This window comes from Polynucleobacter rarus (assembly GCF_003072505.1).
Classification (GTDB): domain Bacteria; phylum Pseudomonadota; class Gammaproteobacteria; order Burkholderiales; family Burkholderiaceae; genus Polynucleobacter; species Polynucleobacter rarus.
In genome coordinates this window covers 1,481,819-1,495,171 of sequence record NZ_NTGB01000001.1, presented here as the reverse complement: position 1 = coordinate 1,495,171, position 13,353 = coordinate 1,481,819, and the positions used below count along the sequence as shown (strand labels likewise).

Sequence of the window (13,353 nt, the reverse complement as noted above, 5' to 3'; positions counted from 1 at the left end):
GATGACTACTTTTCAAGCAGCCGTTGCTCTGGCAGCAAACCAGATTGAGATTCAGGAGTTTACAAAACCTGCAATACTTCCTGAGTCAGGATTGCTTAAAGTAGCAGCCACCGGCGTGTGTGGCAGTGATTGGGGTTATTATCAAAATTTACCTGCTAGTCGTGGACCATTGATTTTAGGACATGAAACTGTCGGATATATTGAATCGATGGGCTCTTTAGCAAAAGAAAAATGGCGACTAAAAGAGGGTGATTTAGTGGCTCTCGAAGAGTACATCCCTTGTGGGACTTGTCATGCTTGCCGTAGTGGTGATTTTCGCTTATGTGACGCTACCGATTGGCGACTTGGTGGGATGCGCTACGGTGCTACAGGCCTGAATGTTGCCCCTGGTTTTTGGGGTGGTTATAGTCATTATCAGTACCTGCATCTCAACACTGTTTTTCATCAAGTTCCCGCTGGTTTAAGTGCACGTCATGCAGCATTGGCATTGCCAATTTCGAATGGGATTGAATGGACCTATTTGCAGGGAGGAGCTGGGCCCGGGCAAACTGTCGTTATTCAAGGACCAGGGCAACAGGGTCTCGCTTGCGTAGTTGCGGCGAAGGCGGCAGGAGCAAATCAAATTATCATTACTGGACTAGCTAACGATACGGATCGCAAGCGCTTAGCCCTAGCCAAAAAATTAGGGGCAGATCACACCATTGAACTGGGTGAGACGGATCTTGTCCAAGATGTGAAAGAGCTGACAGGTGGACTGATGGCAGATTTAGTGATTGATTGTGCTTCGGGCGGAACAGACTCTGTGATTTCTGCAGTTGCTTTAGCTAGAAAAAAAGGCATGGTAATCTTAGGTGGTCAAAAAAGAAAAAAGATTCCTGAATTTGATAGTGATCAGATTATTGCTAAATTTTTAACTGTCAAAGGAATGCGTGGTCATAGTTATGAATCAGTAGAGTTAGCTTTGCAACTGATTCATAGTGATAAATACGCGGTCAAAGAAATGAGTACCCATTTACTCGGTTTAAAGGATACTGATTTGGCCCTCAACAGCCTCGTTGGCAACGGCGTTAAAGAACCAATCCATATGGTCATCGACCCCAATCTAGAAACAACCCAATCTTAGGAATAATAATGAATCGTTTGCCTTTAAATTTTGCATGCTGGGATTATGATCGCATGCGTCCCTTAATGGACGGTCGCGTTCAAGTTGACGGTGTTGCTCTCAACTTTTTAAATCTACCAGTTGAAGAAACCTTTTTCAGAATGGCTCGGTATCGGGAGTTTGAAGTATCCGAAATGTCTCTATCTTCTTATTGTATTTCTCTATCGAAGCCAGAAAAACCTTTTATTGCAATCCCAGTTTATCCATCTAGATTTTTTAGACACTCTTGCATTTATGTGAATGCCAATAGTGGGATTAAGACGCCAAAAGACTTGATTGGTAAAAGAATTGCTAGTCCTGAATATCAGATGACAGCCCCGGTCTGGATTCGTGGCATTTTATCCGATCACTACGGTGTTCCTGTCGATGCCCAACCTTATTTATTTGGCGGAGAAGAAGAAACAGGTCGGATTGAGAAAATCAAATTGACCTTGCCAGATAACTTTAAGGTGAGTCCAATTGGCCCAGATCAAACCCTGTCTCAAATGCTGTACGACGGAGAGTTAGATGCCTTGTATACCGCTAGAATGCCTTCGACCTATTTAAAAGGGGATGGTAAAGTTGTGCGTTTATTTGAAAATTATCAAGAAGTAGAGCGTAACTATTTCAATGAAACAGGGATCTTTCCAATCATGCATGTGGTGGTGATTCGTCGTGATGTTTATGAAGCTAATCGTTGGGTTGCTCAGTCACTCATGAAAGCATTTTTGGAAGCCAAAAAGATTGCCTATCATGACTTGTATGAGACAGCCGCCCTCAAAACCATGTTGCCATGGTTAACTGCGCACGTTGAAGATGCAAAAAAACTATTTGGAGATGATTGGTGGTCTTACGGCCTAGAGGGAAATATGAAGGCCTTAGAGACGTTTACGCGCTATCACCATGAGCAAGGTTTGTCGCCAAAAAAACTTGAGGTATCCGATTTATTTGCACCAGAAGCCTTAGAGTTTTTTAAGATCTAAATTGACGAATTGGAAGTTGGGTAAAAATGACAAATTTTTTTGAAGAAAAAGTGGTTTTTATTACGGGTGGTGCTAAAAATTTAGGTCGTGCAATGGCCCTTGAATTTGTAAAGCGAGGTGCACATGTTGCAGTCAACGCTCGAACCCATACTTCTGATTTAGATGAAACTTTAAAAATGATAGAAGACCTTGGGGGTCGCGCCATTGCTTGTGTTGGTGATATCACGAATCGTGTTGAAGTGGATGACATGGTTGAAAAAATCAAGCATGAATATCACCGAATTGATGTATTGATTAATAACGCGGTGACCCATGCGACCCAATCTTTTTTAGATCTTGATTATGCCGAGTGGCAAAGAACGATTTCGGTCACATTAGACGGAAGCTTTCATTGTACGCAAGCCATTGTTCCTTTAATGATTGAGAGCGGTGGCGGTAGTATTATTAATATGGGAGGCATGTTTGGGCATATGCCGGTCCCCAATCGCTCGCCTTCCTCTGCAGCAAAAGCAGGCCTTGCAGGCTTAACGAGAGCCTTAGCCTTAGAGTTTGCGAAATACAATATCAATGTAAATTACTTGGCACCAGGTCCAGCGAATACGGTGAGAGATCCTTCTAAACCTTTTCAGTTTGATTTATCTAGGATTCCGTTTGGTAGGTTTACGGAAGCCTCTGAAGTCGTGAATATGGTGATGCTGTTAAGTGGTAAGGAGGGGCGTTACATTACTGGTCAATCCATGCATGTGAATGGTGGCGTTTTTATGAATAATTAATCAGGTTTGATATTAGCAATTTTCGCAACATTAGCCCATTTTTTTAAGTCTTCTTTTAGGAAGGCTTTTAATTGATTCGGGGTGCCACCCACTGTTTCGATTCCTAGGGCAAGTAACTTCTTTTGTGCATCGCTGGATTCTAATGCCTTATTCATCTCTTGATTGAGTTTGACAATAATTTCATTTGGTGTCCCAGCAGGAACAGCAAAGCCAATCCAAGTATTCACATCAAAGTTTGGAATCACGGTCTCATCTAGCGTTGGTAAATCCGGCAGTAGCGGCGTTCTTTTGGGACCTGCGACGGCAATTGCTTTTAATTTTCCAGATGAGATATGTGGCAATACGGTTGAAGTAATCACAAATAATGAATCAATTTGACCACCAAGCAGGTCTGTTAAAGCTTGAGGCCCTCCTTTATAGGGAACGTGCACAATATTTAAGCCTAACTTACTAACAAATAACTCACCTGCTAAATGGGGTGAGGTCCCAGAGCCACTTGATCCAAAAGTAAGTTTGCCAGGTTTTGACTTTGCTAACTCGACAAATTCGTTAATATTTTTGACGCCTAAGTTTGGGTTAATGACGAGAACATTACTGGCAAAACCAGCTAAGATGATTGGTGAAAAGTCTTTTTCAATATCAAAGGATAGGTTGCTATAAAGGGAAGGGTTAATGGCATTTGCGACGGTCATGACTAGAATGGTGTAACCATCGGCAGGTGACTTGGCAACAGCGCTCGTGCCAATATTCGTGCCGGCTCCAGGTCTGTTTTCGACAATAAATTGTTGGTTCATGGACTCTGATAATTTATTACTGACTACACGTGCTAGGACATCTGCGCCTGAGCCAGGTGTAAATCCTACAATGATTTTTACAGGTTTAATGGGATATTCAATCCCATAGCTGAATGAACTAAAAATGAAGAGTAAAAATAATACGAAGAGTTGATTTTTTTTCATAATCCATTTGATATTCAGTTATTTTTTAAAAGTAAACTTTCCACCTACCATCGTAGCTACTGGATAAAGGTTACGAATTTCATTAAGTGGCACTGTTAAATAATCTTTATTAAGAATTAATAAATCAGCATATTTGCCAGCTTGTAATGAGCCTAAATTATTTTCTTGAAACAAAAACTGGGCATTATTTCTAGTATGAGCAATGAGTGCTTCCTCACGGGTAATGGACTGATAATTAATTTTCTTACCATTTACCATTCTGCCCGTTACAGCAAAATCAAGATTAAAAAAAGGATTCGCAGTGGTAACTGCCGTTGCATCTGAGCCTAGACCCCAATTAATGCCACTATCTTGGACTAATCTGAATGGCGGCATTGTTTTAGAGTGTTCACTATGCACATCCTGCATTAATGCACCTTGAATAATTGGACGGGTATGAAGACCCACTGACATACCTAAACGTTTCATCCGTAGAATTTGTTCTGAGGTGATTTGATCTACGTGAGAAAAACTCCATCTCAAGCCTTTAATCGGGATTTCTTTATTCAATGCTTCATATTCTTTTAGATAGGCATCAATCGCATTTTCCATTTCAACGTGTGCGTTAAGAGAAAGTCCCTTTGCGGCAATGGCTCTTATCAGGCGTCGAACTTGTTCCATATGCTGCTCTTGAACTTGATAATCATTCCTGAGCAAGGTAGTGGATGAAGGACCATACACTGATTCACCCCAGCCGATATTGTCTAAATAGTCATTGCCTTGAAATGGTTTTTGAAGATTCACTTCTAAAAGAGTCTTATCCATCTCTTGCGGAGTTGACGGGGAGCGCATCGTAGTATAGAACGCTCTTACTGTTAGTTTTCCTTGATCTACTAAGGATTGGTAGGCTTGATAATGGCGCTCATCAATACCTCTACCGCCTGCGTCATACCAAGCTGTGATACCTAAACTATTTAAATAGGAAGCATAGGCTTTGACGTTTTCTTGCCATTCTTGAGTGCTAGGTAACGGTAGTTTTTCGGCGATAAAAGCAACACCGCCAGCACCCTCAATTTCACCCGTTAGTTTACCCGCTGCATTTTTGAGGATTTTTCCACCTCGAGGATCTGGAGTATTTTCATTTAAATTTAATTTTTCGATGGCAACTGAATTTAAGAAGGAACGGAGATATACCTCTTGAATCACAATTGGGACAGTTTTAGAAATTTGGTCTAGCTCTGCTAAGTTAAATGCTCTTTGATCATCCAAAAATTGTGTCCGAGACCAACCGCCAATGGTGATGATCCATTCACCAGCTTTTGCTTTAGCAACCGCTTGTTCAATCATTTGAACCGCTTGTTTACGAGACAAAACTCCATCTAAACGCAATTCCATATGCTCAGGTGCGCGAATAAAGTGAGCGTGGTTATCAATTAATCCAGGAATAACTGTTTTTCCCTTGAGATCAATTAATTCAGTTGATTGATTTTTAAGTTTTAATATTTCTTGATTGCTTCCAGTCGCGATAATTTTATCGCCAGAAATTGCAATAGCCTGTACTACTCTAAATTGCTGATCAACTGTAATGATTTTTCCGTGATGAAGAATGAGACTGGCAGAGTTTTGAGCGAGAGCAGAAAAAGTAAGGAACAATAAAAAAATTGAAATAACTTTATTCTTTGTGATTTTTAAAAAACGCAAATAAACATCATGAAACTGATTGATTGATAACATACTTGTCTCCGTCTTTAAGACCTAAATAGGTTCTAGTTTTTTTAAAAGAGCTATAGAAATGACCTTTTAAGAAACCTTAGATTAGCTGGTTTTCGCACCAAAATAGCACACCTTATCTCGATAGTATTCTTTAAAGGGCACTTTTATTCCCTATTTAGGCAGATTACCACAAGGGGCATGGGGTAATATAGAGATTACTACTTATTTACATTTTTAGACTCTTCATTGAATTGGGTGGTTGAGACGAAATCTTAATTGCTGCGTTGAGAGAAAGCTAGCTTTCGGTTCTATCTCAATATCTATTTCGAAATCGAAAAGAGGGGTTGACATCGAATCATGGAAAATGAACATCGGATTGTGATTGTTGGTGGTGGCGCGGGAGGTCTTGAGTTAGCGACCAAACTCGGCGATCGTTATGCTAAAAAGAAAGCCTTGAACTCAGTTAGCATTACTTTAATCGACAAAAATCGAACACATATTTGGAAGCCAAAATTGCATGAAGTGGCTGCGGGAAGTATGGATCTCGCTGATCAGGAGTTGGACTACATTGCGCAGGCGCATTGGCATCACTTTAAATTTCGCTTGGGTGAGTTAGTTGGTATCGATCGAGAGAACAAAGTCATTGAGGTTGCCCCATTTGTCGATGATTCAGGTGAACTCGTTACGCCGTCCCAAAAAGTCCCTTATGATACCTTGATTATCGCAATCGGTAGTTTAACCAATGACTTTAAAACACCCGGAGTCTCCGAGTATGCGCAGCGCTTAGAATCTCTAGCAGATGCAAAACGTTTTCATTTGCGGATGATTAATGCTTGTTTACGAGCTCAGTCGCAGCAGACTCCCTTGGCATCTCATCAATTACAAGTTGCTATTATCGGTGCTGGCGCAACAGGAGTTGAACTGGCAGCTGAATTACATCGAAATACGAGGGCTATTATTTCTTATGGGATGGACCGTGTAGACCCAGAAAAAGACATTAAGGTGATTTTGATCGAAGCAGGGTCCAGAATATTGCCTGCTTTACCGAATCGTATTTCTAGTGCCGCTGAAAAATTGCTGGTTGATTTGGGCGTCAAGGTGATGACTAATTCTCAAGTAAAAAAAATTCTACCCAAGCAAGTATGTCTTGCGAATGGTCAAGAAATTCCAGCAGAACTCATCGTCTGGGCCGCAGGTGTAAAAGCACCTGATTTTCTAAAAGATATTAGTGGCCTAGAAACGAATCATATCAATCAGTTAGTCGTCTTGCCTACCTTGCAAACCTCCCGAGATAATAGTATTTTTGCGATGGGAGACTGCGCCGCTTGTCCATGGACTAAGGATAGTGAAGGAAAGACCCGAACCGTTCCACCAAGAGCCCAAGCAGCCCATCAGCAAGCAGAGCATATTTATGCCCAGATCCAAAAAATCATCGAGGGCAAACCCCTCAAACCTTATGCTTATCGTGACTTTGGCTCACTTGTTTCTTTAGGAGAGTACAGTAGTGTCGGTAGCATGATGGGTGGTTTGATTGGTGGGAGCTTGATGGTGGACGGTTTGATAGCAAAGTTGATGTACATGAGCTTATATAAGATGCACCAATTAGCTTTACATGGTTGGGTAAAAGTAGCGCTCGACTCACTGAGTCGACTGATACACCGTCGCACCCACTCCATTGTAAAGCTGCATTAATCTCGCTTAATTAATGCAGCTTTGTAATTTTTGATTTCAGGGTTCGATGGTTAAGAATAAAAATTCTAAGAAAATAATTAGATGAATAATGCCTTGGAGCCTGGTTACTCGACCAGTCGATAAAGTCAATCCGCCAAGGATTAAAGTCATCAATAAAATGACCCGGTTCAAAGGGTCAAGACCTAGACTTAATGGTAAATCTAACAGGATTACTACCACTGAAAGGACTGGAATCGTTAGCCCAATACTAGCTAGTGCTGAGCCTAAGCCAAGATTTAAACTCTTTTGTAAGTTGTTGTTATAAGCAGCTTTGATTGCTGTAATCCCCTCTGGTAAAAGTACCAGTAAGGCAATAATGACACCGACTACAGAGGTTGGTAGACCTGCATTAGCTATTTCAGTCTCAATAAAAGGACTGAGTTTTTTTGCTAAAACAACCACGAGTACCAAGGCAATCGGCAAAATAAGGGCATTGATCAGTACTTTTTTATTACTTGGTATGTCGTGATGCTCCTCAATGACTTCGGGGTCAATAAAAAAAGCTTTATGGCTGACCGTTTGAAAGAGTAAAAACGAAACATATAAAACCAGAGAGGTAAATCCCATGAACGAAAGCTGTTTAGCACTAAAAGAGAGTTCTCCACCGCCTTGCGTCAAGGATGGAAATATAAAAATAGAAATGGACAAACCAATTAAAACACCAAATGCACCCTTAACACCATCGCTTTGAAAACTTAAAACATTCTTTTTCAAACTCGCTGCAATAATGCTGATTCCAACAATACCGTTCACGACAATCATGATCGTACTAAAGACGGCATCCCTAGCAATAAACTCAGAATTAGCTGCTTTAGATAGCATCATCGATACAATCAGAGCAACTTCAATGACCGTGACAGCTCCAGCTAAAATGAGAGTTCCAAACGGCTCACCTGTTTTATGGGCAATGACTTCTGCGCAATGAACAGCCAGTAGTACGAAGAATATCAAGCTAACTGCCATCAGTATGAGCCCGAGTGAGCTATTTAAAAATTCCATTTGTAATCTTTCGTTTGTTTCGATGAGTTATTGATTAAATTATCAAAATTAATAAATTTGATGTTAGCAGAATAATAATTCATTTAACTAACATCAAAAAATTGTCATAATTAGACTCTAACGCGCAAAATACTACAATGATTCAATTCACCTGGAGAAAAAACATGGAATATCAAAATATTATTGTTGAAAAACGAATTAATAAGGTTGCTTTGATAACACTAAATCGTCCGCAAGCGCTCAACGCCTTGTCCCCAGAATTGACGGTGGAATTAGGACATGCTTTAGAACTATTAGAAAGTGATGATGAAGTGGCTGTAGTAATTTTAACTGGTAGCGAAAAAGCATTTGCTGCAGGGGCGGATATCAAGGCAATGAAAGACTGGACTTATATGGATGTATTTAAGGCTGATTTTATTACTAAGACTTGGGAAAATGTTGCGCACTTTAGAAAGCCTACTATCGCTGCAGTTGCTGGCTATGCTTTAGGCGGGGGCTGTGAACTCGCAATGATGTGTGACATGATATTGGCAGCAGACAATGCAAAATTTGGTCAGCCTGAAATAACGATTGGTACAATCCCTGGCGCTGGTGGAACACAACGCTTGACTCGTTTTATTGGCAAATCAAAGGCAATGGAAATGGTTTTAACTGGTCGGATGATGGACGCTGTAGAGGCTGAGCGCTCAGGGTTAGTTAGTCGGATTGTGCCAGTTGCAGATTTGATTGCTGAGGCGATTAAAATTGCTGAAAAGATAGCTTCTTTTTCATTGCCAATGGTGATGATGGCTAAAGAGTCAGTCAACCGTGCTTATGAAGTTTCTTTGGCAGAGGGGATGCATTACGAGAGAAGAATGTTCCATTCAACCTTTGGCACCGAAGATCAAATTGAAGGAATGACAGCATTCGTTGAAAAACGTAAGCCTGTATTTAAGAATAAATAAATACAAAATAAATTTCTAAAGAGGATTTAACGGATGTCGGATGTATTGATAGAAAAGCGCAATGGGCTAGGACTGATTACTCTTAATCGTCCGCAAGCACTCAATGCCATCAATTTAGAGATGGTAAGAACCATGTTTGCCACTTTAAAAAACTGGGAACAAGATGATGAGGTTAAATTGGTCTTAGTTAAAGGTACGGGTGAAAAAGCTTTTTGTGCTGGAGGAGATATTCGTACTGTCTATGAAGGCTTAAAGGCAGGAAGCAATGATCATCTGAGCTTTTTTGCCGAAGAGTTTGAACTGAATCAATATATCTATCGATATGCAAAGCCCTATATCGCTCTCATGACCGGTTATGTAATGGGGGGGGAATGGGGATTTCCCAAGGGGCCTCGTTTCGTATTGTTACCCCGAAGTCTAAAATTTCGATGCCGGAAGTTGGCATCGGTTATTTCCCGGATGTCGGTGGTAGTTATTTTCTATCGCGTTGTCCAAGTGTAGTTGGACTTTACCTTGGCATTACTGGTGTCATTGCATCTGGAGAGGATGCGGTTTATGCCAATTTGGCTGATTGGGTTTTAGAGGACGAAAAAATCGCTGAATTTATTTTAGGATTGGAAAAGTTGTTTCAGGCTTCAAGCAAGGATTCCTCATTCGAATTGCTAACAAATTATTTGAAACAGTTGGGTGCTCGAGAAAATAGTTTTAATTCCAATTTGGAAAAAACCGAGGTAATGATTCAAAAACATTTTGCACCTCAAAGTATTCAGGAAATTCTTGATTCTTTAGCCTCTGAGAAAGATACAGCTTTTATAGAGTGGGTAGGAAAAACCGTCTCTAAAATGCAAAAGCAATCGCCACTTTCGATGGTTTCGACCCAACGACTTCTGCAATTAGGGCGTAATAAATCTTTGGCAGAATGTTTTGTAATGGAATATGCCTTGCTTGAACAGTGGATGGTTCACGGTGATTTCATGGAAGGTGTTCGTGCTTTACTGATTGACAAAGATAATCTACCCAAGTGGCGTTATCGCCTTGAACAAGTTACTACCGAAACTATCGACCAATTATTTATTAATGTCCCACAGTCTTAGAGAAGGCCTGAAATATGGTAACTTCATCAAACTTTTTTTCATCCTGTTATTGATGATGAATTGCACCGGATGCGCTGTAGTAGCCGTTGCTGATGCTGCAGTGATAGTGGTAGCCACTGGTGTGAAGGTGGTTGCTAAGACTGTCGAAACTGCGGTAGATGTAGTCACCCCATCAAGTAAGAAAGATAAATAAAATTGACCAAATTCCTTAAATCCTTAGCCTTAGCTTGCCTCATTGTTTCCTTGAATGGGTGGGCACAGTCTAGCGAGTTAGAAAACCCTCAAAAACTGTATCTAGTGTTAAACGGGGTTTCCAAACACTTCAATGTTGATTCCAAATACGATAATGCCCCCTTGAATGAAAAAAATTGGGGAATAGGAATCGAATATCAATTTCCGTCTAAGCCGGATGATCGCTTACATTGGATGTTAAATTTGGGCCAGTTCCGTGACTCTTTTAACACGAATGCATTTTATGCTGGTGGTGCGGGACTTTATGATCTCTACAGGAAAAATACTTGGTATGTTCAAACTGGTGTGCAGTTAGCATTTTTTAATAGTCCAAGTTATAACGGTGGCACTCCTTTTGTTGCCCCATTGCCTATCATCAGTCTGGGTACCGATGAAATTGCTGCAAACATTACTGTCATTCCAAGGTTGAATCAGATTATGGATGCTGGCGTGGTTTTCATGCAATTCAAATTAAAAATCAATTAAAAATCAATTAAAAAATAATTAGTAAAAAAATAGATTGGCAAAACTATTCTAGAGCTTTAAGACTACTTTTAAGGAGTAGAAAATCAACTCTATGATTTATACAAATTGCAAATGATGAAGATGAAGCGGTTTATATTTGTTTTTTTTTCCATTTTTACCATTATTACTCGCTTCTTGCGCTGGTGGGGCGTCGGTAACAACCTGGTCAAATGGTGGAGCAGTAACTCCAAGTCCCACCCCCACCCCTCCTGTTCCTAGTCCAACCCCGGTTAATCCTGGCACTTTTGTGACGGCTGTTTATACTTCCTTCTCTGCTGGGGTCGCAGGTACTATTGCAGCACCTGCTGATGGTGGAAGTGCCATTCTTAGTCTTGATCCTAATACCCAAGCAATCACTCAAGCCTCCTTTATTTCGGGGGATGCAATTCCTAACATTGCTGCTTTTACTACTACGCCAACAGGCTCTTCGCCTGCAGACACGATTGCCGTTTTTGATGGGCACTTTACTAGTTTTTTAAGTAATCAAGGGAACGATATTGTTGCGTTAGCTCCCACGCCTAGCGCAGTAGGTTGGAATTACAAACCTTTGGAGTCTGGGCGAGTGGTGCAGGACCTGGTAGTATTTCTGCTGTATCTTACGGTACTTCTGTAACCCCGAATGCGAATGTTCCTCAAACTGGCACTGCAACTTACAGCGGTTTTGCTGCTGGTATTTTTATGCATACGATTATCAGTTATGTGACTGCTAACGTTACTGCCCAAGTTGATTTTGCCAATGGGTCAATTGCCTTTAGTACCTCAAATACAGCTATTAGTAATTCAGTTACTACACCAAATTTGTTAGCTGATTCTGGCTTAGACATTAACGGTACTCTTAAAATTCAAGCTGCCACGAACTCATTTACTGGGCCTGTTGGAAATTCAAACTCTAGTAATTTACAAGGTACTGCAACAGGAAAGTTCTATGGACCAGCGGCCCAAGAGCTTGGTGGTGTCTTTGCAATCAAAAATAGTTCTGGATTTGCTTACGTCGGAGCGTTTGGTGCAAAGAAGTAAATAAAAATGAAGGTAAAGAGGGAGTTTCTTGATTGTAAGCTCGTCTTTTTAAAAAAAAGAGTTCTTTTTACTTTTTGCTTTTTTTTGGTCTTCTACAACTCCCAATTTCTGCACAAACAATTTTTGATTCCAAAGAAAAAAGTACTACTATTTATCAAGCTCGCTTTGAATCTGCCTTGAATAAATTTTCAAATGGTGAACTGCATCAAGCTATTGAAGAATTAAACTTATTACTTGAGGATACTCAAAGCCCCCGAGTGAAGCTTGAGTTAGCCAAGTTATTATATTTGGATGGACAAAATAAAGCCTCAGAAAAACTGTTCGAAGAGGTCTTATCGGTTGATCCCCCGTTTATGGTCAGGGAAAGAGTAGGAAATTATTTAGAAGAAATTAAAACTGCCAACGGTCGCTTTGATTATGCTTTTGGAATTACTTCGGATAGCAATCCCCGCGCTATCACCAGTGATCGAAGCATTGTAATAGGTGGTCTCAATTACACCTATAACCCTGGTTATGATCTAACGAATAATTATGGTTTAAGTTATAGTGTGTTGACCTCTAAGGGTCTTGATGCTCAAAATCGTTGGATTGTTGGTCTAACTGCAGTAGGTGCGAAATTTGAAAATACGGCATTTGATCGAACTGATTTAACTCCCTATTTATCCTATCGAATATTAGATGAACCAAAGACTTTTATTAAAGCATCCTTCGAAAATTATTGGATGGGGGGGCAGAAATTATTTGATTATCCGAATCTCGATATAAGAACAATTTATGAATTTCCAGATACATCTTATTTGTCGACTGATATTAAGTCGGGGCAAATGACTTATTCAGATTATGATTATTTAAGCGGACAATTTTCTCAAGCAACATTTACATATGGGAAAAGTATCAATGATTTTTTGATGATTGGTCTCGATTTAGGTTTAGACAGGAATCACGCCATGGTCCAAAGTTATTTATTTCAAAGTCAATTGATGAACCTATTCGGCAATATTTTATTGCCAGAGTGGTTTCTGAAGGGACAACTAAAATTCACCATACAAAATAGAGTTTTTGATGATATCGATCCTTATTTTGGGGATATTAGGGTAGATAAAAAAAATGGAGTTTACCTAACATTGATGAAAACTAATCTAAAAATCTTGGGACTTGCACCTGCCTTTGAACTAGGTTTTGAAGTGAATAACTCTAATTTTGCTTTGTATTCCTATAGTCGTTACATTGCGAATTTAACTTTCAGAAAACTCTATTAGATTTT

Annotated in this window: 14 protein-coding genes and 1 pseudogene; 11 read left to right on the top strand and 4 right to left on the bottom strand. The window is 40.1% G+C overall.

The window, feature by feature from the left end; genetic code table 11:
• Position 1 precedes the first annotated feature (1 nt).
• Genes AOC35_RS07070 through AOC35_RS07060 form a run of 3 tightly spaced genes read left to right on the top strand, consistent with a single transcriptional unit; the run spans position 2 to position 2,897 of the window.
• On the top strand, positions 2–1,123 hold the full coding sequence (locus tag AOC35_RS07070; protein ID WP_108646417.1) for a zinc-dependent alcohol dehydrogenase: 1,122 nt from the start codon (positions 2–4) through the stop codon (positions 1,121–1,123).
• A gap of 8 nt (positions 1,124–1,131) precedes the next feature.
• Positions 1,132–2,124, top strand: a complete 993-nt coding sequence (locus AOC35_RS07065; RefSeq protein WP_108646416.1) for a substrate-binding domain-containing protein — start codon at positions 1,132–1,134, stop codon at positions 2,122–2,124.
• A gap of 26 nt (positions 2,125–2,150) precedes the next feature.
• A complete protein-coding gene (locus tag AOC35_RS07060) occupies positions 2,151–2,897 on the top strand; it encodes an SDR family NAD(P)-dependent oxidoreductase (protein ID WP_108646415.1) in 747 nt (248 codons plus the stop codon).
• Here the strand turns inward: AOC35_RS07060 and AOC35_RS07055 are convergent.
• Together AOC35_RS07055 and AOC35_RS07050 are read right to left on the bottom strand one after the other, a co-directional pair.
• The gene (locus AOC35_RS07055; protein WP_108646414.1) at positions 2,894–3,856 is read right to left on the bottom strand and encodes a tripartite tricarboxylate transporter substrate binding protein; all 963 of its coding nucleotides are present in this window, start codon (positions 3,854–3,856) and stop codon (positions 2,894–2,896) included. The genes AOC35_RS07060 and AOC35_RS07055 overlap by 4 nt on opposite strands.
• Positions 3,857–3,874: 18 nt before the next feature.
• Positions 3,875–5,569, bottom strand: coding sequence for an amidohydrolase (locus AOC35_RS07050; protein ID WP_108646413.1), 1,695 nt, complete (start codon positions 5,567–5,569; stop codon positions 3,875–3,877).
• Between the two features lie 336 nt (positions 5,570–5,905).
• On the opposite strand from AOC35_RS07050, the gene AOC35_RS07045 reads away from it, so the two are divergent.
• Positions 5,906–7,240, top strand: coding sequence for an NAD(P)/FAD-dependent oxidoreductase (locus AOC35_RS07045; protein WP_108646412.1), 1,335 nt, complete (start codon positions 5,906–5,908; stop codon positions 7,238–7,240).
• A gap of 36 nt (positions 7,241–7,276) precedes the next feature.
• On the opposite strand, the gene AOC35_RS07040 is transcribed toward AOC35_RS07045, so the two are convergent.
• Positions 7,277–8,278 carry a calcium:cation antiporter gene (locus AOC35_RS07040; RefSeq protein ID WP_108646411.1) on the bottom strand — a complete coding sequence of 334 codons (1,002 nt, stop codon included), beginning with the start codon at positions 8,276–8,278 and terminating at the stop codon, positions 7,277–7,279.
• A 164-nt stretch (positions 8,279–8,442) separates the two neighbouring features.
• Between AOC35_RS07040 and AOC35_RS07035 the strand changes: the two genes are divergently transcribed.
• From AOC35_RS07035 to AOC35_RS07020, 4 genes and pseudogenes are all read left to right on the top strand, one after another.
• On the top strand, positions 8,443–9,222 hold the full coding sequence (locus tag AOC35_RS07035) for an enoyl-CoA hydratase (RefSeq protein ID WP_108646410.1): 780 nt from the start codon (positions 8,443–8,445) through the stop codon (positions 9,220–9,222).
• Positions 9,223–9,255: 33 nt separating this feature from the next.
• Positions 9,256–10,316, top strand: a pseudogene (locus tag AOC35_RS07025) (enoyl-CoA hydratase/isomerase family protein).
• Positions 10,317–10,368: 52 nt separating this feature from the next.
• Complete coding sequence (locus AOC35_RS15610) at positions 10,369–10,509, top strand: hypothetical protein (protein WP_170107034.1); 141 nt, start codon at positions 10,369–10,371, stop codon at positions 10,507–10,509.
• A gap of 2 nt (positions 10,510–10,511) precedes the next feature.
• Positions 10,512–11,033: a hypothetical protein gene (locus tag AOC35_RS07020; RefSeq protein ID WP_159077507.1), complete on the top strand. Its 522-nt coding sequence runs from the start codon at positions 10,512–10,514 to the stop codon at positions 11,031–11,033.
• Positions 11,034–11,129: 96 nt separating this feature from the next.
• Here the strand turns inward: AOC35_RS07020 and AOC35_RS15535 are convergent, their stop codons facing one another.
• Positions 11,130–11,315, bottom strand: coding sequence for a hypothetical protein (locus AOC35_RS15535; RefSeq protein ID WP_159077506.1), 186 nt, complete (start codon positions 11,313–11,315; stop codon positions 11,130–11,132).
• Between the two features lie 4 nt (positions 11,316–11,319).
• On the opposite strand from AOC35_RS15535, the gene AOC35_RS07015 reads away from it, so the two are divergent.
• The 3 genes from AOC35_RS07015 (at position 11,320) to AOC35_RS07005 (ending at position 13,348) form a co-directional block, all read left to right on the top strand.
• A complete protein-coding gene (locus tag AOC35_RS07015; protein WP_159077505.1) occupies positions 11,320–11,685 on the top strand; it encodes a hypothetical protein in 366 nt (121 codons plus the stop codon).
• Complete coding sequence (locus tag AOC35_RS07010; protein WP_108646405.1) at positions 11,604–12,089, top strand: transferrin-binding protein-like solute binding protein; 486 nt, start codon at positions 11,604–11,606, stop codon at positions 12,087–12,089. Before AOC35_RS07015 ends, AOC35_RS07010 begins: the two co-directional genes overlap by 82 nt.
• 176 nt (positions 12,090–12,265) lie before the next feature.
• Positions 12,266–13,348, top strand: coding sequence for a tetratricopeptide repeat protein (locus tag AOC35_RS07005; RefSeq protein WP_159077504.1), 1,083 nt, complete (start codon positions 12,266–12,268; stop codon positions 13,346–13,348).
• Positions 13,349–13,353 lie beyond the last annotated feature (5 nt).